Genomic DNA, 17,541 nt, shown 5'->3' with positions numbered 1-17,541 from the left:
CTCACCCGTCCGCCGCTGAAATCCCAGAAGTGCAAGCACTTCTGAAATCTCCGCTCGACTTGCATGTATTAGGCACGCCGCCAGCGTTCGTCCTGAGCCAGGATCAAACTCTCCAATTAAGATCAAACAAATTTTGATCGACCGTCATGTAAATCGTCCATCTCCTTGCGGAGAAGATGATTCACATGACGAGTTATGAAAAGAGCGATTATGCTCATTTTGAAACAAACTGACGAGAATATTACATTCTCAATCCAAATGATTTCTCATTTATTTTGTTCTCACTTTCGTGAAAACCACTCACTCGTTGTTCAGTTTTCAAAGATCAATTTCTCTTTCGTTTATCTCCGATTGTTCTCGGCGACAACTTCTATAATATATCATGTCACCCATTATTTTGTCAACAAGTTTTTTTAGACTTTATTTTTTCATGTTCATCCATGTCTTGAAATAAAGTTAGTCCTGTTTAATGGGGCGAGATATAATTTATCATAGATACCGCTGAAGAGTCAACTTTATTTTTAACACACTGACTTCGGCTTCTTTTAACAATGCTTAAACGGATTTATAGTACTTATCATTCTCCATTAAAGATAAAGAAGAGGAGTCCCCTCTCCCCTTTCCTTATTTCCAATCCCTCTTTATAGAGGTTGTTCAATAAGTCATCTTTGGATCACGAAGGTTGCCAAGTGGCCTATTCGACATCGAAGATTGAATTAAGCTATTCCGAACATATACTTGCGAGGTATGTTGTTTCCTTTGAATACATTCCAGATACTCACGTAAGTCCTGCACACATACTTATAACGAACTGTAAAGGATATCTCGCTTGCTATTCATTCCTGCATGTCTCAAGGGCTGCACTTCTTTAATTTTCGAACGATACACTAATTTACGAAGCACAAGTGGTAGCTCATCACTTACCATTTCTAATTCAGGATGTTGGATTAATTCTTCAATACTCCATGGCTTATTACGGCTACCGATGACACTAATAAGCAGGGATGAGCACTCACCCATTTTAGATAAGACTGAAAACTCACATCCCAATAACACTAACTCAACTCTTTGTTGGACAGTTTCCTTACTTACGGTTAGCTCTTCATATAGTTTATGAACCGCCGTGTTCAAACCGCGAACTTGTTCCCATACATAGAACTCCGGACGAATCCCCCGTTCAATTAATTCAATTCGTGCCCAGTGATGAAGCGAATCTGTGACACTATGATAGGCATCCATTATATGACCCTCACTCATATAACGCTTTGCTTCTAAGTATAAACGGAGGAACCGTGAAAATTCGAGGAACATCTTTTGATCTCGGAGTGGTTGCATAAACTCCTGGAACTCAATACGTAGATTATTCAAGCAACCATCCGTATCCGAAATTAGTTCACCCTCCAGCAAGCATTTCACTAAGTCACTTTTCTCGCAAGCCACGAGTATCCCCCTAAGTTCCTTATAACTTACGCGCACTATCTCGCAACGCATATCTCCATACATAACATGATTAATCTTTGAATATCTTTGCTCTACTCCTTGCACCACCAGTAATTGAACTTCAAAATCTCGAAATAAAGGCCCATGAAGCTCGTCCTCCTGTTGAACATACACAAAGGCACCAATACTTTCTTCATCTAATGCATCTTTATAATGTAAAAACATATGCTTTCATTCCACCATTCCTTCATTACATAACTTGGCGTAAATACCCTAGTTCAGTTATACTATACTTCTATACTTCTTATACTTCTACATATCCAAATAAGTTCCTTCTTTATCAATAAATAATACTATTCTAATGGATCGGGTGATTAAATCTATGATGTTTAGATCTGCAAAAATTAATTCATTTCGTACATGGGGACTATTACTAACGATGATTGGTATGGGACTTATGGTCCTCGGAACAGCAGGTATCGTATTCTGGGGTCAGGGAGGTAAAATTGTTGCAGCTGTTGGCCTAGTCATCGGTCTTATTGCGATGGTTGGAAGCCTCGGTATTTATTTCTGGGCAGGCATGCTATCTACCAGTGCTGTTCAACTCCAATGCCCGCAATGTGGCAAACTAACTAAGATGTTAGGTCAGACAGATCGCTGTATGTTCTGCAGGACGATACTTACTATGGATCCAGCAATAGCAAATATTACTGCTGAAGCATTAGAAGCACAACAAAGCCAGCCTTCTGCTGAAGGTTAAAGTATTCCTATTACTCAGCATATTATCCAAAAACCGGCTTCCCTTTTGAAGGGAAGCCGGTTTTTCTTAATATCAGCTATACATTATCGTATAAACATATGATTTCTATAAGCTTGTATTTATATTGAGTAACTTATGGAGTAATGGATTGTAACGTTTGCCAAGCAACATCGTTTGCAAAACTTCTGGTCCACGAGGCAATACCTCCAAGTTGCAAAGACTTCGCTATCTCTACTCTTGCTTTTAGAGATACTTCATCTTCAATCCAGATTTTCTTAAGTACATCATCTTCTATATACTCAACATAGTTCTGCTTCGTATCCTCAAGATAAGTTGGTGTTAGTTTCTTAGTACGAATAATATCCTCTACAGCATTCATACTCACCGCTTTGGACTTAACCTTCGTTTCTCCATCTATGGTCTCTTCTGACCATATCCTTGTATACAGGGGGATCCCTAGAATAAGTTTCTCTGGTGGAACTTGGTCTTCCTCGATGATACGTTGCAACGCCTTCTCTACCCATGGTAGTGAAGCAACGGATCCAGCTCGAGGACTTGAAGCCCAATGTTCATCATATGCCATGACGATGAGATAATCAGCTATTTTACCTAGTTCTTCTCGATCAAGAAAGAGCGACCACATTTCACTTTTAGATTTGGGAGTCACGTCTACAGAAATAATGAGCCCCTTAGCTTCCGCCAAAGGCTTTAACTCACGTACAAACTGGGTTATGTTATCTCCATCTTTCGTATATACATTCTCAAAATCAATGTTTATCCCATCTAACTCGTATATATCTGCGTAATGCAGCATTTGGTTAATAACATTTATTCTACTATTAAAACTAGACATAGCAACAGACGTTAGATCAGGCTCAAAGCTATTACTGAGCAATCCCCATACTTCCATTTGTTGTTTATGCGCCCATCTCACATATTCTATATCTGCTTGGCTTCGAACATTACCTTCTCCATCAATCATACTGAACCAGGTAGGACTTACTACGTTTACACCGGGTAATTTACCTATAGACTCAGGGTCAGGCTTCCGTTGGTACACTGCTTCCCACACTAGATTAATCGGCTTGCCTTTCCAATTTCGTTCCGCCCGAGTTATTGGTAAGTTAGGAGCCTCAACTATTTTTGCATCACTCATAACCACTCTTTCCTTCTTAATGTACCCTGTATACCCATTATCCAACTGCACGAAGTACCAATCTTCTTTCGTATTCCACACCCTCAGTTCAGTCCCATCAGGCACATCAAATATAATAGGTGCATGAATTGAGTTTTCATCACGCATAGCTGTCGTTCGATCCGACTTACCCGCGGTCACTGCACCCATAGGAATACTTTCGCCAGCTTCCATAAGCATGACCGCACCTGAATCGATGTCTTCGTGAACGGCCAACCCATATAGATCCTTCAGTACTCGGATAGGTAAGTACATAATCCCTTCAATTTCTTCTGGGGCGAAACGCAATTCAGTTGCTTCATTGTTTATTTCAGCTTTTTTATCATCTGTTTTTAAATGAACCAATTTCTCATTTGTAGTAAGAATGATAGATTCTGTCTCTGATTCATATCGAATATGAGGATCAATCACTTTCTGTAGTACAGGCAATGGAATCTTCAAGGTTTCACCAGATCCCAGTGCGGGATATTCCAATAACTCACCTCGCATGAAAATGGGCTTGTCCTTCCCTTCCCAATCAGGCTCGACATACTGTCTGTTAGGAAGGACTTCTGCGAATATATAATAACCAGCGATTAATAATAAGCATATAATCATCATTGTACTAAACAACTTTTTCCTTGGTGTGTTTCGTTTAGGTTTTCTTCTTTCCAATGCGATAGCCTCCGTAAATCATTCATTGTCATTACAAAATAAAAAACATGAAGAATCCTTCATTATGAAAGGAATCTGCATGTTTTAGAATGTAACGCTGTTTAGTGCGGTTTGCATGTATCACAGATTCCGTAAAGTTCCAACCTCAAACCTTTCACTTGATAGCCCGTAGCTTGTTCAGCCTCACGTTCAACTTCTATCAAGGATGGATACATAAAATCCTCAATTTTACCACATTGTTCACAAATGACATGATAATGTTCTGACACATTCGCATCAAACCTGCTTGATGAATCCCCATATGTCAATTCACGAACCATACCAGATTCCATAAACATCTTTAAGTTATTGTACACTGTCGCTACACTCATGCTAGGAAACTTAGGTTCTAATGCACGGTATATCTCATCTGCCGTAGGATGAGTCATGGAATCCAGCAAGAAGTCTAAAATTGCATGACGTTGGGGTGTGATCCGAACACCGGTAGTTTTCAATTGTTCCAATGCATGTTGGACTCGTGTTCCCATCTAACCTACCACCTTTTTTTCACTTATAGAAGTTGTTCCAAAAATTATCTTTTGAACTCATACTTATATAGATTAGTATTATTCTTATATTAATATTATTATTGTATGATTGTCAATGGAGTCATTGTTATAAACCCAAGTAATTACAACAATCTAAAACAATTTTAATAAAAATTCACATTTAAATCACCGTTTCCTTCGATTCGAACAGTATAGTCACCTTCTCCAATCGTTCCCCATATTTTTTTATTATAGATCGTAAATGCTGGAATGGAATTATGAATATCACCGAAGGCAATGGATCCATTCAATTTGTAATTCGCCTCTAATGGCAAGTTGAGTTCCATCATTCCTACCGCACTATAAATATCCCAATTCCCACCTATTTGATGCGTGTATACATTTACACTCCCGTTGAGTGATTCAGCCTTAAGTTTCATACGTGGCTGACTTACATACATATTTCCATTCTTCGTTCTTATGTCCACATCACCACCTGCACGTATCACAGTTATATTCCCAACTTGTGTCGACAAGCGAAGTGTGCCTAATGTATCTGTCGCTTCCATATTTCCTTGACTAGAAGTGATATCTGCATTTCCGGCAAGATTAATGATTCGGACGATACCATTAAAGGTTTTACCTTGAATATTCCCCAGTACATTTTTAATTTCTAGTCTCCCATTGGCACTTTCCAACTTAATATCTCCGATAGCTTCAACATCATCTAAGATAATATTTCCGTTCATTGTTCGTAAATCATAATTGAAACGTCTGTTCTCTGGAAGTGCAATATTGAGATTCATTCGTGGTTGGCGTTTACCAGACTGTCCGTAGGCCTTACCATTTGTTTGAATATTGAGAGTTGGGCCTTCATTAATTTCTAATACTGACCGTGCAAATATCTCATCTACTTCGGGACCTTCAATCTGATCCACCCATACTTCAGTTGAGATTTGTATGTTATCAATAGGTTCACGATGTAATCGTATATCCCCATTAATGTTATTAATAACAATGTTCTCACTGTCCATAGTAACAGGGATATCCAGTACTTCCTTTTTGAAATACGCACCCTCTTGTTCGCTATAATCTACGGAAGACGCCGCAAGATTCAAGCTCACCTTATTCCATAAATATAAATAATGAGCTTGCTGGCTCACTATGAACACACTGACCGTCAATAGAATAGTTAACGAAAGTCCTTTTAGATCAAGACGTAATGAAGTTCCCTTTACCCTACTACGTCTCTTCGCGATTATATAAATAATAATGAACTCAAACCCCCATATTACTGCCATTAGAGGCCACCATGTAAGCAATAAGAGCATATATTCACTTCCTTGCACTTCATCTATGATCAACAGGGTTCCTGTTACCATTAATAAAAGCGCTGCGGTATAGCTGCCTATACGAATATTATGTTTATTCTTCACACTCATCATTTCTCTAATCCATAGTCCCATTCCTAGAACTACTAGCCCTATAGCGATGGTGATCTTTCCATGTAGCTCGATGAATTCTCCCAACCAAACTGGCTTTTGATGGAATAAAATTAATAACGTTCCGCCAAGCACAAGTAATATCCCGAAAGAGATCCCTTTTTCTCCCGCAAAAGGATTGCGACGTACACGTTTACTTCCATCAGACTTCTCCGTCTCTTCAGTACAACGAATAATAGTGAAATCTGCCGCTTGAAGCACATCAAATAAATTATAGAAATAAGTAATCGGAATGATTAATCCTAGGAGAATTAATAGTGGAACATTAATGTTCATCCCTATAGATGAAAAATATAATAAAGCCGAAATGTCCAGAATCAACACAAATATGAATGAGATACCCTTTCGGAACATCCCCAAATAAATATGTCCGAGCCCAGGTAAAAGTGCTGCTAACAATCCTGCAGTAAATTTGTATTTACGAGAGAATAATCTTCTTGACCGTTTATTCGTTAGTTGATACTGTTCCTTAGTTGTGGATGATTGCTGTTGTATAGAATTCATCTTAAGTATTCCACCTTTATTCAGGAGCTGCGGCTATGCATATATAGATCGTACCGCAATATGATGTCAGAGTAACTGGTAAATATCTACGTTCCCATTATTCCAACGATATCATTGTGACCCCTTTTAATCTACGGAGCTTCGAAGCTAGCCCAATTGAATCAAGGCTATTCTTACTCATGACATGTATGGATAGTTCGAGAAAATCCTGTTGAGAACCCAGTTCTCCGTAAGTATCCTTAGTATATTCATTCACTGTCACTTTTTTAATCGTAAAGTTCTCCTCTATGAGCAACTCGGATACGATATCAAGAAATCCTACAGAATCTTCGGCATGGATTGTCAACAGATGTAGTTTATTTCCTTTCATATATCTCAGCTCTATCTTATTAAAGACAACTAAGGTCATTAGAATTAAGAATGTTGTAGCAATCGCTGCGGTATAGAATCCTGCTCCAACACATAGTCCAACTGCAGCCACTACCCACACGGAAGCAGCTGTCGTTAACCCAGTTATTGATTTCCCCGTAAATAGAATCGTCCCAGCACCTAGGAAACCGATACCTGTAATGACGGATGCTGCCAGACGGGCCGGATCAATCCGGATATTCGCTTCATTCACAAAATCTGCGAAACCATAAATAGAAAGCATCATGATTAACGTTGATCCCAAGCATACGAGAATATGTGTCCGAAGTCCTGCTGCGCGATTAGACCTTTCACGCTCCAATCCGATGGCCCCGCCGAGGGTCATCGACAGCAATAAGCGAAGTAAAATTTGAACATCATCAATCATCCATGGATTAACCAATTCGTAACCCCCTTTCAAAGTAGTTATGATATTAGCTTATGTTGTGAATGTCTATGAAATGTAGTGAGCTCTATACCAGGGGCTACTTCATAAGTATCAAAGGGAATAAAGCCATACTTCAGATAGAGCGTATACGCAGGAATATTACGTGTACCTGTTGATACAATGAACAATGGGATTTCTGCATGAAGATCTAATACGTTTTGAATTAGTTTGCTTGCAATACCTTTACGAAAATGCGCTGGATAAACCATCATTCGAGTAATCGTCATCGTTCCAGTAGACTCACTACTTATCGCTAACGCACCCAACAGTTCGCCATCTTCATCCAATTCACCAAAGAATATCTCCCCACAATCACTCAGAGTTTCAATCGTATCCAACAGCGGGGGAATTTCACGAAATCCAATTCTTTCGGCTTCAAGCCGATAAGCAACCTGCTGTAGACGCCATATCTGATGAACCGTATCTTCATAATCCATTGAAAGTCTCATGATCATATTATATCCCCCTGCCCCTCTCACCTGATAGTCCACCATATATCTTCAAGACAAAAGGGCTTGTCAACGTTGACAAGCCCTTTTACGCAGTTGGTTCCTTAGCGACTCAGAACCTCCACAAGCAATTTATTAACCAAAGCTGGGTTAGCTTTTCCTTTGCTTTCTTTCATAACTTGACCCACTAGGAATCCAATTGCCTTCTGCTTACCAGCATTATAATCTTCGATGGATTGTGGATTGGCTGATACGACTTGCTCAACGATACTAAGGATAGCTCCTTCATCGCTAATTTGCACGAGCCCTTGTTCCTCTACGATCTGCTGTGGTAGCTTGCCACTTTCCAACATCTCTTTAAATACGGTTTTGGCAATTTTATTACTAATCGTTCCTTTCTCAATCAGGCCGATCATCTCACCAAGTCCTTGCCCAGTTAGTTTAACCTCGGACAATTCTAAGTTACTGCTATTTAGATACCCTAATAGATCACCCATGATCCAGTTCGATACAGACTTGGCATCTTCAGTATACTTCAAGCTTTCCTCGAAGAAATCTGCTAAAGGTTTCGATGCCGTAATCACTGCAGCATCATAGCTCGGCAGACCATACTCCGTCGAATATCGTTCTTTACGTGCGTCCGGCAATTCTGGAATAGTTTCACGTATACGTTGCTTCCATTCACCATCAATATGCAGCGTCACTAGATCCGGATCTGGGAAATAGCGATAATCATGTGCTTGTTCTTTACCGCGCATGCTGATTGTCTTCCCTTGTCCTTCATCCCAACGTCTTGTTTCCTGCACGACCACGCCACCATCGTCTAGAATTTCAGCTTGACGAAACTCTTCATATTCCATACCCTTCTGTACACCACGGAAAGAGTTCATGTTCTTCAGCTCTGCCCTTGTGCCGAATTCCTTCTGTCCATAAGGACGAAGACTAATATTGGCATCACAACGCAATGAGCCCTCTTCCATTTTGACATCAGACACTTCGCAATATTGCATAATCGCTCTGATTTTCTCAAGATATATACGAGCTTCTTCAGGTGAAGAAAGTTCAGGTTCAGAAACAATCTCGACAAGTGGTGTTCCTACACGATTAAAGTCGACCAATGAAGCATAACCACCGTCGATATGAGTCAGTTTACCTGCATCTTCTTCTAAGTGAAGACGCGTTATACCAATTCGCTTGGTCTCCCCGTTCACTTCAATATCAATCCAGCCATGCTCACCAATTGGTTGGTCATACTGAGATATTTGATAAGCTTTAGGTGAATCGGGATAAAAGTAATTCTTCCGATCGAATTTACTTCTATCAGCAATTGTGCAATTGAGTGCCATCGCTGCTTTCATAGCATAGTCCACCGCTTGGCGATTCAACACCGGTAATACACCAGGATGACCAAGACAGATAGGACAAGTATGTGTGTTCGGTGGTGCTCCGAATTCGGTAGAGCAGCCACAGAAAATTTTGGAATTCGTATGCAACTCTACGTGGACTTCCAGTCCGATCACTGTTTCGTATTTGGATGTAGACACGTCTTATTCCCTCCTTCTCTATCTGATTCGTTAAATACTAGGACGCTTTGTATGGTGATCTGTATGCTGTTCGAAAGCGTGAGCCACACGCAAAACTGTAGACTCATCAAACGCTTTTCCTATAATTTGCAACCCAACAGGTAAACCATCAGCGAAACCACAAGGAATGCTCACAGCAGGTACACCCGCGAGGCTTACTGGTATTGTTAAAATATCATTCAGGTACATCGTCAGTGGATTATCTACCTGTGCCCCTAACTTAAAGGCTGTCGTTGGCGCAGTTGGCCCAATAATAATGTCATACTTCTCAAATACCTGATCGAAATCTCGCTTAATCAATGTACGAACTTTCTGTGCTTTTAAATAATACGCATCATAATAACCAGAACTTAACGCATACGTACCAAGCATAATACGTCGTTTAACTTCAGGTCCAAATCCTTGGCTACGAGACTCATGATACAGATCGAGAAGGTCCGCAGGGTTCTCCGCACGAACACCATAACGAACGCCATCAAAACGCGCCAGGTTGGAGGATGCCTCAGAAGATGCCAATAAATAATAAGTAGCTACAGCATATTCTGTATGTGGTAAAGAAACTTCATCCCATGTCGCACCTAATCCCTCAAGTACCTTCAACGCTTCCATAACTTTCTCTTTAACGACAGGGTCAACACCCTCACCTACATATTCCTTCGGTACAGCAATACGAAGCCCCTTAATATCTCCTGTTAGAGCATTTAGATAATCGGGAATCTCAACATTAGCTGATGTTGAATCCATGGAATCATAACCCGCAATAGCCTGTAACACATACGCAGAATCCTCTACGTTCTTTGTGATAGGACCAATCTGATCCAATGAGGATGCAAAAGCTACTAATCCAAAGCGTGATACTAAACCGTAAGTCGGTTTCAACCCGACCACACCACAGTAAGAGGCTGGTTGACGAATAGATCCGCCAGTATCTGAGCCAAGCGTGAAAAAGGCTTCCCCAGCTGCCACAGATGCTGCCGATCCACCACTAGAACCACCTGGAACATGTTCCAAATTCCATGGATTCCGGACAGGATGGAAGCTAGAGTTCTCATTCGATCCGCCCATAGCAAATTCATCCATATTCAATTTACCAAGGATAACAGAATCCGCCTGACGTAATTTCTTAGTTACCGTAGCATCATATACAGGATTAAAGTTACTAAGGAATTGACTGGCGCAAGTCGTACGTAGACCTTCGGTTACAATATTGTCCTTAACGCCTACAGGCAATCCGAACAATAACCCCCGCTCTCCACCTGCCTTCAGTTGGTCATCCAGTCTCCGCGCTGTCGCTCTAGCCTGCTCTTCATCAAGTGTAAGAAAGGCTCCTACACGAGTGTCACGCTCATGAATCGTCTTAAATGCCTGATCCACCAGATCCGTAGGAGTTAATTCCCCGGAACTCATCTTGTTATGTATTTCAGACAATGTATAATCAAATAGGCTCAACTATGACTCCTCCTTTCAATATTAAAACACTTATTCCAGAATTGCCGGAACTTTAAATTGCCCATCCTCAACTTCTGGGGCATTTGCGAATACTTTCTCAATGGATAGGCTTTCTCGTTCTTCATCTTCACGCATAACGTTGCTAAGATGGAGCACATGTGTCGTTGGCTCAACACCCTCCGTATCCAATCCATCCAATTTCTCTGCATATTGTAAAATGGCATTCAACTGCTCGGTAAATACCAATTCTTCCTCTGAGCTCAGATTAAGTCTAGCTAGCTTCGCAACATGTTGAACATCTTCGGTTGTTATATTCATGTGATTTATGTTCCTCCTATTCTTTCTCAAGTCGTTCAGGATTAATGCCTTAAACTGCATTATAATCATAATCTTTATAATTATAGGATAGAACCTTTCACAATTCAATCACAAGCAGCCATCACCCTTATTCTTCTCATCTTTACCAAATAGAAACGGCTATGCCGTCCTTTTTCAAAGACGGCATCTGTTTCAGTGGGAATATAAGGATTAGAGTATCAAGAATCAATTTCATAATTACGCAACTCAATTTAGCTGCATCGGCGATTATGAAATTGATTCATGTGAAACTTATACGTTCTTATATTAACAAAAAAAGTCGGCATAGGCCGACTCCTCTATATCCAGGCGCGAAGATTAACCTGTTTTATAAATTCTGCCTGGGATAATACTTCTGCCGAGATCATCTCGCCTTCCTCAACCATCTCAGGACTACCATTCATCACATGGTGAAAAAGTTCTTCATTATATGTCGCCAGTGCATAGTCGATTAGCGCTTCTTGCGTTGTACGCTCTACTTCCTGTTGCATGAGACTCTCTTCAAGCTCAACGTCATCATCTGGCACGAAAAAATTACGATTAACTTTCGGTACACGGATGACATAATCAAATGCATTATCTGGGTTACGGTCATAAGCTATAATGTAACCATATTCCCCGATTGGAAGATTCTGCTCAAAGGCGTCCTCGACGATTACAATTTTTTCCCCTATATGCAGCATCGTCTACCTCCTAGATGTCGATAAGATAATCTTTAGTCTACTAAAAAAAGATAGTGATGTCTACGGTAAGCTACTAGGGGATATTCAAAAAGTCATCTTTTGATCACGAAGGTTATCGAGGGGATGTTCAAAAGATTACTAATTCGGAAGTACTCGTCTTTTAAGTAAATGGGATGAACTAAGTAGAGTTAGAATAATGATAGCTACAGCAACCAAGCAACACACAACTACTGAAGAAACCGGAAGGCCATTTCCAATCAGTGCTTCTGCAGCAAGAGAGGTTAAACGAGCTGGACTCCAAGTAAACCAAGTAGGCAGCATTCCATATAAGAGAGAAAGAATCCCTAGAATTGCTAATGTGACAAAGGCCGCTCCTGCTCCGCGCATAACGGTACTAAATAGAAGTGTCAGCGTAATTCCTAACATAAGCCACAGACCATACAAACCAAATGATGCTAAAGCATTTGTCCAAGATAATGCTCCGATCATTAGATACGTATAATAGGACGCTGCTATGTACCCAAAACCAAAGGCGATCACCAGCTGCGTGCATTGAGCAAACCATTTGGCAGCAATGATAGCAACTGATGAGATTGGTCTCACCATAATTAACTCCGCCGTACCCCCGTAGCGTTCTCCAGATACACTATTCATACATGAAAGCACAAGGACCAGTACGCCCATTGTACTATATTGACTTAACACTTGAACCATAACCTCTGCTGATGAAGGGATCACGTACAACGAGAACATCTCTGGCGGTACCCCTCCCGACATCTTCAATATTTCCGGCATATATAGACTAACGATCGGCTGCATGATTCCTAATATTGCAAAGACAATGGGGATCCAGATCAATTTGAAACTCCGAGACATTTCCAGCATTTCTTTTTGATAAAATATCCATGTTCCCTTCATTGCTCACTCACCACTTTCACGAACATATCTTCTAAGGAAGAGCTTCCGGCTTCTAACTTCATTAGGGGAATTCGTTTCTCAGCAGCATCTCTTATTAGCTCATCTCTTGCTGATCCAAGTTCATGAACCGTTAATTCCGCAATGTCGGTTTTAATATCTGCTTGTATCACATAAGTTTTACTCTTTAATGAATTAAGCCACGTTAATGCGGCTTGTTCCCTCTCCACTTGTACAATCACGAGAGGCTGGCGATACTTTTCCCTTAAAGAGGTAAGTGATCCCTGCTCAGCTAGGCGTCCCTTCGCCATCACAAGAATATCATCGCAGATTTCCTCTGCATCGTGTAAAACATGTGTAGAGAAAAGAACCGTAGTCTCTTCTCTTATCTCACGTAGCAGATTAATCACTTCTCTACGGCCGATTGGATCGAGGGCTGAGACTGGTTCGTCTAGTATTAACAGCTTCGGCTCATGAACAAGGGCTTGTGCTAGACCAAGACGTTGTTTCATCCCCCCCGAATACCCAGATATCCGACGTTTAGCTGCCTCTTGTAAGCCTACCTTCGCAAGGACAATTTCTGTTCGTTCACCAATTTCCTTCTGTGCTATTCCACTAAGTCCAGCTGCAAAACGAATATATTCTCGGCCTGACATCCAGCCATAAAACGTAGGATTTTGAGGCAAATAACCAAGCCACTTCCGATAATCTGAAGCACTATGATGTTCACCATCACCAAAGATAATCTTACCTGATGAGGATTCTAGAAGCCCTGCAAGCATACGTAACGTCGTTGTTTTACCTGCACCATTAGGACCTAACAGAGCAACACACTTCCCTTGCTCAAGTTGAAATGTTAATCCTTTAACGGCACTTGCCTTACCGAAGTTTTTGGTCAGTTCAGTCACTTGTAGTAAACTCATCACACATCTTTCCTTCCAATAACGAAGTAGAGAACGCTTCCTACCATATTTACCAATAAAATAATCAATACCCACATCCACTTGGAGCCACGTACCTCATGAGCTTTAGATAGCGATATCAGAGCAATGACAGCAAGAACGAGCTGTAGAATCAATAACGGTAAAATTAAGGGTAAGTATGCTGTAATTCCCTCCATATGAAACATCCTTTCATCTTTTAGAATTTCTTACGCTTACGATTATCGGGAAACCGAACGAAAAAGAGATAAATCACTAGGGGTGTGGGTGTACTAGTCAACCCCCATAATCCCCATAACCAACGCCACTTTCCCCATTTACCTGCATCTAGAAACATCCATGTGCTTTGAGCTAGAAGAATCGGTACCAGCGTTACGATGATCCATATGGGAATTTCCTTAAGTTCACTCATTATTTCACTCATCCGATCTCCTCTTTTCTTCGATGAATGATAAAATATATCATCAGAACGAAAGCCGTAACGAAACTGATCCCCTGAATAACCCAAATCATCCAAGGTGCCGAATAAGCCAATAACATTCCGCTACCAACGACGAATAATGAGACTAACCAGAATATGAGCAATTCAATCATCATAGACAACCTACGCTTTTTCCAACGTTCATGAATGTGTACTTTCAATTGGTCCTTGGATGGTATCGAGGGTTGATCAAGCACATGGTCCATTCTGTCTAAACTTTGTCGTAATTTCATTAGCATTATTTCTTCTGTTCCTTCTTGATCCTTCCGATCCATAGTTAACTCATCTCCTTTCTTAGTTGACCCACGGCACTTGCAACTCTTGATTTAGCCGTACCTGAAGGAATAGAGAGCATTTCTCCCATTTCCTCGTATGTATATCCATAATAGTGCTTAAGCAACACAGCCACTCTATGCTCTGTAGACAACTTGGCTAAGGATTCTAGTACATCATTCCACTCCTCGTTCCTACTCTCAAACTGCCAGCGGATCTGACGAATGCCTTGTTCCTTAATAAGCCAAGTCTTCTCCCTCTTCTTGCGGCGCATTTGATCCATATAAATACGAGTCCCTATCGTCATGAGCCAAGAAGAGAATGAGGAGGTGCCGTCGTATAGACTTATCTTCTCAATACAACGAAGCATTGTATCTTGGGCTAGGTCCTCAGCCATACTAGGGTCCATCGTGATTTTGACTAAATATTTATATAGAAAAGCGTAATGTTCATGTACCAAATCCGCTAGAACGTCAGCATCTCCTCGCTGCGCAAGCTTCACTCTATTCCGTTCCTCTGCCTTCATCTTCAACCCCTCTTCCATCAGCGACATCTATAATACGAATAGGTTGATCATTTCGTTCATTTATCTTTCAAAGAAATACTAAAAAAGCTCAACACCACTTAAAAAGTCCAGACACATTGTTGTAGGATGCCGCTACGATAACGGAATTGTCCTGGAGAAGCGTAGCGGTCGCCTACAAGCTTTCCGTAGGAAAGCTACTTCGGAAGCATATGCTTTGCCATCGGATTTCTACCGCTATCAGCGGTACACAATCAAGAAATCCGATGGCAACAGCGATTGGAAGGACAATCCGACATCGTAGCGGTCATCCTACTCCACTATTTTTCAAGCAATGATTCTAGTATTGAGCACAAAATTTACAACAAAATAAAACACGCAAACCGGGATTGATCCTCAGCTTGCGTGCTTCCTCATTGTGGTTCTAATATTCTACTAATGATATTGTAACTATTTTGTCATCTATTGTACAGGTATTTATTAGAGGTTGTTCAAAAAGTCATCTTTTGATCACGATGGTTAACAAGAAGCGTCTTCGACATCGAATATTGAATTCAGCCGGTCCTTCCGGTGCTCACGTAGGTACTGCCTACGCTCCGCTCCTCACTCCCTACCTTCATCCAATCTTCTGAGGCGTTTCGTAGAAACGCAGCATCGTAAGCATACACTTTAGTGCTGAAAAGCTAACTTTTTGAACTCGAACTATTAATTACACATACGGGTTATTCGCACGCTCATATCCGATCGTTGTTCGTTGTCCATGACCAGGATATACTTTCACTTCATCATTTAGTGTGAACAATGTATTGTGTATCGAATCTAACAGGTCCCGCTCTCTTCCGCCATGAAGATCGGTACGTCCAACCCCAAGTCGAAATAATACATCTCCTGAAAACAGATCATTTCCACAAAGGAAACTAACACTTCCTGGGGAATGTCCTGGTGTATGATACACTCTGAATTGGTGTCCGATGAGATCCAATTTCTGGCCTCCCACCAAATCGAATTCAGCAGGATCAGTTGATAGTGGTGTAGTAACCTGTGGCCAATTCGTAGAGCCATTCAACTTGGGATTAGTTAGCCAATCGCTTTCCAAATCATGCAAATAGACAGGGCATCCTTTAAGTTTGCGGATCTGATCCACTCCACCCATATGATCGAAATGTGCGTGGGTTAGAAGAATAGCCTCAATCTCCAAATGTTCAATCTTCTTAATCAGGGCTCCAGGATTCATACCCGGATCAACAATAATAGCTTTACCCTCTTCTTCATTAATTAACAAATAAGCATTCGTCTGTAGGGGGCCTAGGGAGTAACTTTCAATTTTCAACATAGGATCTTATATTCCCGATATCAATTCGCGCAGTTCTGTAAGAATAGCTGTACGGATATCGACTCCTTCTCCATAAGCTTCGGTCATTTGTGAGCGTACAATAGCCATGTTCTCAGCATAATCTGACGCTTCACGATCTGGATTCTCTTGTTTAAAGGCAACCATATACTTCTGAACATGCTTCGGACGCGGACCCCATTGGCCAAGAACATGCCCTCCTGTATCTACAAAGATGACCACAGGAACTGATCTTCCACCCATCGTTAGGAATTGATCCATAACATCAAGGTTCTCTTCAAGAATCAATACTTCCGTAGGAATGCCTGCAGTATCTAGCGCATGGAATACGACAGGTACATTACGTACCGCATCACCACACCAATCTGCAGCAAGAATAAGAACTCGTAAGTCGTCGCGATGATTCAAACTCCCGAAAAATTCACGATCTTCTTGCTTATCCCACGTGAATTCCTCATAGTTGGATTGAAATTTTTCTTTATTCTTTTGCATACCGTCCATAAACTGTTGGGGAGAAATCCCTGTTCTTAATTTGTTCGCTAAATTAGTTGTCATGATTTGATTCCTCTCTTATTGGATTTGACCCATTTCACTAGGAAGTACACAATTAATAAAGCAAGTGCTACTAAGAGAATTGGAGTAATATTAGGTAATTAAGGATCCTATCTTTCATTTCTATTCTAACATAGGAAAGGTCATACCTTCTACTTACGCCCAATTAGAACAACCTCTGTGTCTTCCGTCTAACTTCAAGCATACGTTGTGATGAGAGGAGTGAGGTTGTTGCCCCCTAATCACACGTCGAAGAACGATATGCCCTTTCCAACGCCACGAGGAATACGGAGAGCTTGTAGTAAAGAGCTATACCGTACCATCAAAAGGATGAAGACACATATTCCAGACCCGTTACTTAAAGAAGGGGAAGAATTATATTACCGCAAAGTCATCGGAAATCTGATCTGGATTCACGAAAATCACAGCAATCGAAAGTTGCTCTACCAATGGTGGGAGCGCGAAGTAGCCGAAGAGTTAGCTTCATTATGGCAGGTCGAACAAGATAAGCTTTGTCATGCTTTTCGCGATGCCTTTGGAGGTTAA

20 protein-coding genes and 1 rRNA gene are annotated in these 17,541 nt (G+C 40.9%); 2 read left to right on the top strand and 19 right to left on the bottom strand.

Annotated elements, in window-relative coordinates; all coding sequences use genetic code 11:
* Nucleotides 1-119: ribosomal RNA gene (locus tag AC1TO8_RS19590) — 16S ribosomal RNA — on the bottom strand; the annotation flags it as partial.
* 682 nt (nt 120-801) lie between these two features.
* Complete coding sequence (locus AC1TO8_RS19585; protein ID WP_482057305.1) at nt 802-1,665, bottom strand: nucleotidyltransferase-like protein; 864 nt, start codon at nt 1,663-1,665, stop codon at nt 802-804.
* Nucleotides 1,666-1,822: 157 nt separating this feature from the next.
* On the opposite strand from AC1TO8_RS19585, the gene AC1TO8_RS19580 reads away from it, so the two are divergent.
* Nucleotides 1,823-2,200 carry a YgzB family protein gene (locus AC1TO8_RS19580; RefSeq protein ID WP_482057304.1) on the top strand — a complete coding sequence of 126 codons (378 nt, stop codon included), beginning with the start codon at nt 1,823-1,825 and terminating at the stop codon, nt 2,198-2,200.
* A 133-nt stretch (nt 2,201-2,333) separates the two neighbouring features.
* Here AC1TO8_RS19580 and AC1TO8_RS19575 read toward each other — a convergent pair whose 3' ends face one another.
* The 17 genes from AC1TO8_RS19575 to AC1TO8_RS19495 all read right to left on the bottom strand — a co-directional run bounded on the left by AC1TO8_RS19575 (nt 2,334) and on the right by AC1TO8_RS19495 (nt 16,998).
* Nucleotides 2,334-3,992: a glycosyl hydrolase family 18 protein gene (locus tag AC1TO8_RS19575; RefSeq protein ID WP_482057311.1), complete on the bottom strand. Its 1,659-nt coding sequence runs from the start codon at nt 3,990-3,992 to the stop codon at nt 2,334-2,336.
* Nucleotides 3,993-4,150: 158 nt separating this feature from the next.
* Nucleotides 4,151-4,576, bottom strand: a complete 426-nt coding sequence (gene perR, locus AC1TO8_RS19570) for a peroxide-responsive transcriptional repressor PerR (protein WP_482057303.1) — start codon at nt 4,574-4,576, stop codon at nt 4,151-4,153.
* Nucleotides 4,577-4,740: 164 nt separating this feature from the next.
* Nucleotides 4,741-6,582, bottom strand: coding sequence for a DUF4097 family beta strand repeat-containing protein (locus tag AC1TO8_RS19565; protein WP_482057302.1), 1,842 nt, complete (start codon nt 6,580-6,582; stop codon nt 4,741-4,743).
* Between the two features lie 97 nt (nt 6,583-6,679).
* Nucleotides 6,680-7,393: an MgtC/SapB family protein gene (locus tag AC1TO8_RS19560; RefSeq protein WP_482057301.1), complete on the bottom strand. Its 714-nt coding sequence runs from the start codon at nt 7,391-7,393 to the stop codon at nt 6,680-6,682.
* A 23-nt stretch (nt 7,394-7,416) separates the two neighbouring features.
* A complete protein-coding gene (locus tag AC1TO8_RS19555; protein ID WP_482057300.1) occupies nt 7,417-7,893 on the bottom strand; it encodes a GNAT family N-acetyltransferase in 477 nt (158 codons plus the stop codon).
* A gap of 98 nt (nt 7,894-7,991) precedes the next feature.
* Nucleotides 7,992-9,431: an Asp-tRNA(Asn)/Glu-tRNA(Gln) amidotransferase subunit GatB gene (gene gatB, locus AC1TO8_RS19550; RefSeq protein WP_482057299.1), complete on the bottom strand. Its 1,440-nt coding sequence runs from the start codon at nt 9,429-9,431 to the stop codon at nt 7,992-7,994.
* Nucleotides 9,432-9,461: 30 nt separating this feature from the next.
* Nucleotides 9,462-10,919: an Asp-tRNA(Asn)/Glu-tRNA(Gln) amidotransferase subunit GatA gene (gene gatA, locus AC1TO8_RS19545; protein ID WP_482057298.1), complete on the bottom strand. Its 1,458-nt coding sequence runs from the start codon at nt 10,917-10,919 to the stop codon at nt 9,462-9,464.
* 30 nt (nt 10,920-10,949) lie between these two features.
* Nucleotides 10,950-11,237 carry an Asp-tRNA(Asn)/Glu-tRNA(Gln) amidotransferase subunit GatC gene (gene gatC / locus AC1TO8_RS19540; RefSeq protein ID WP_482057297.1) on the bottom strand — a complete coding sequence of 96 codons (288 nt, stop codon included), beginning with the start codon at nt 11,235-11,237 and terminating at the stop codon, nt 10,950-10,952.
* A gap of 338 nt (nt 11,238-11,575) precedes the next feature.
* A complete protein-coding gene (locus AC1TO8_RS19535) occupies nt 11,576-11,959 on the bottom strand; it encodes an ATPase (RefSeq protein ID WP_482057296.1) in 384 nt (127 codons plus the stop codon).
* 138 nt (nt 11,960-12,097) lie between these two features.
* A complete protein-coding gene (locus tag AC1TO8_RS19530; protein WP_482057295.1) occupies nt 12,098-12,877 on the bottom strand; it encodes an ABC transporter permease in 780 nt (259 codons plus the stop codon).
* The gene (locus AC1TO8_RS19525; RefSeq protein ID WP_482057294.1) at nt 12,874-13,797 is read right to left on the bottom strand and encodes an ABC transporter ATP-binding protein; all 924 of its coding nucleotides are present in this window, start codon (nt 13,795-13,797) and stop codon (nt 12,874-12,876) included. Before AC1TO8_RS19525 ends, AC1TO8_RS19530 begins: the two co-directional genes overlap by 4 nt.
* Nucleotides 13,797-13,994 (bottom strand): PLD nuclease N-terminal domain-containing protein, encoded by a 198-nt coding sequence (locus tag AC1TO8_RS19520; protein ID WP_482057293.1) that lies wholly within the window; start codon nt 13,992-13,994, stop codon nt 13,797-13,799. The genes AC1TO8_RS19525 and AC1TO8_RS19520 overlap by 1 nt, the downstream gene beginning before the upstream one ends.
* A gap of 20 nt (nt 13,995-14,014) precedes the next feature.
* Nucleotides 14,015-14,239, bottom strand: a complete 225-nt coding sequence (locus tag AC1TO8_RS19515; protein ID WP_482057292.1) for a hypothetical protein — start codon at nt 14,237-14,239, stop codon at nt 14,015-14,017.
* Nucleotides 14,236-14,571, bottom strand: a complete 336-nt coding sequence (locus AC1TO8_RS19510; RefSeq protein WP_482057291.1) for a YxlC family protein — start codon at nt 14,569-14,571, stop codon at nt 14,236-14,238. The genes AC1TO8_RS19515 and AC1TO8_RS19510 overlap by 4 nt, the downstream gene beginning before the upstream one ends.
* Nucleotides 14,572-14,573: 2 nt before the next feature.
* Nucleotides 14,574-15,113, bottom strand: coding sequence for an RNA polymerase sigma factor SigY (gene sigY / locus AC1TO8_RS19505; protein WP_482057290.1), 540 nt, complete (start codon nt 15,111-15,113; stop codon nt 14,574-14,576).
* A gap of 688 nt (nt 15,114-15,801) precedes the next feature.
* Entirely contained in the window at nt 15,802-16,425 is a 624-nt protein-coding gene (locus tag AC1TO8_RS19500) for an MBL fold metallo-hydrolase (RefSeq protein WP_482057289.1), read from the bottom strand.
* 6 nt (nt 16,426-16,431) lie between these two features.
* Entirely contained in the window at nt 16,432-16,998 is a 567-nt protein-coding gene (locus AC1TO8_RS19495; protein ID WP_482057288.1) for a thioredoxin family protein, read from the bottom strand.
* Between the two features lie 228 nt (nt 16,999-17,226).
* Between AC1TO8_RS19495 and AC1TO8_RS19490 the strand changes: the two genes are divergently transcribed.
* Nucleotides 17,227-17,541 (top strand): hypothetical protein, encoded by a 315-nt coding sequence (locus AC1TO8_RS19490; RefSeq protein ID WP_482057287.1) that lies wholly within the window; start codon nt 17,227-17,229, stop codon nt 17,539-17,541.

This window comes from Paenibacillus sp. Y859 (assembly GCF_056786405.1).
Note: the sequence above shows the minus strand (reverse complement) of the source record. Positions and strands in the feature narration are given on the sequence as shown.

Bases quoted from the DNA above. Each gene is read 5' to 3' on its own strand.
- AC1TO8_RS19585 (WP_482057305.1), bottom strand. From the start codon at position 1,665: ATGTTTTTACATTATAAAGATGCATTAGATGAAGAAAGTATTGGTGCC.
- AC1TO8_RS19580 (WP_482057304.1), top strand. From the start codon at position 1,823: ATGATGTTTAGATCTGCAAAAATTAATTCATTTCGTACATGGGGACTA.
- AC1TO8_RS19575 (WP_482057311.1), bottom strand. From the start codon at position 3,992: ATGATTATATGCTTATTATTAATCGCTGGTTATTATATATTCGCAGAA.
- perR (WP_482057303.1), bottom strand. From the start codon at position 4,576: ATGGGAACACGAGTCCAACATGCATTGGAACAATTGAAAACTACCGGT.
- AC1TO8_RS19565 (WP_482057302.1), bottom strand. From the start codon at position 6,582: ATGAATTCTATACAACAGCAATCATCCACAACTAAGGAACAGTATCAA.
- AC1TO8_RS19555 (WP_482057300.1), bottom strand. From the start codon at position 7,893: ATGATCATGAGACTTTCAATGGATTATGAAGATACGGTTCATCAGATA.
- gatC (WP_482057297.1), bottom strand. From the start codon at position 11,237: ATGAATATAACAACCGAAGATGTTCAACATGTTGCGAAGCTAGCTAGA.
- AC1TO8_RS19535 (WP_482057296.1), bottom strand. From the start codon at position 11,959: ATGCTGCATATAGGGGAAAAAATTGTAATCGTCGAGGACGCCTTTGAG.
- AC1TO8_RS19530 (WP_482057295.1), bottom strand. From the start codon at position 12,877: ATGAAGGGAACATGGATATTTTATCAAAAAGAAATGCTGGAAATGTCT.
- AC1TO8_RS19525 (WP_482057294.1), bottom strand. From the start codon at position 13,797: ATGAGTTTACTACAAGTGACTGAACTGACCAAAAACTTCGGTAAGGCA.
- AC1TO8_RS19520 (WP_482057293.1), bottom strand. From the start codon at position 13,994: ATGGAGGGAATTACAGCATACTTACCCTTAATTTTACCGTTATTGATT.
- AC1TO8_RS19515 (WP_482057292.1), bottom strand. From the start codon at position 14,239: ATGAGTGAAATAATGAGTGAACTTAAGGAAATTCCCATATGGATCATC.
- AC1TO8_RS19510 (WP_482057291.1), bottom strand. From the start codon at position 14,571: ATGGATCGGAAGGATCAAGAAGGAACAGAAGAAATAATGCTAATGAAA.
- sigY (WP_482057290.1), bottom strand. From the start codon at position 15,113: ATGGAAGAGGGGTTGAAGATGAAGGCAGAGGAACGGAATAGAGTGAAG.
- AC1TO8_RS19500 (WP_482057289.1), bottom strand. From the start codon at position 16,425: ATGTTGAAAATTGAAAGTTACTCCCTAGGCCCCCTACAGACGAATGCT.
- AC1TO8_RS19495 (WP_482057288.1), bottom strand. From the start codon at position 16,998: ATGACAACTAATTTAGCGAACAAATTAAGAACAGGGATTTCTCCCCAA.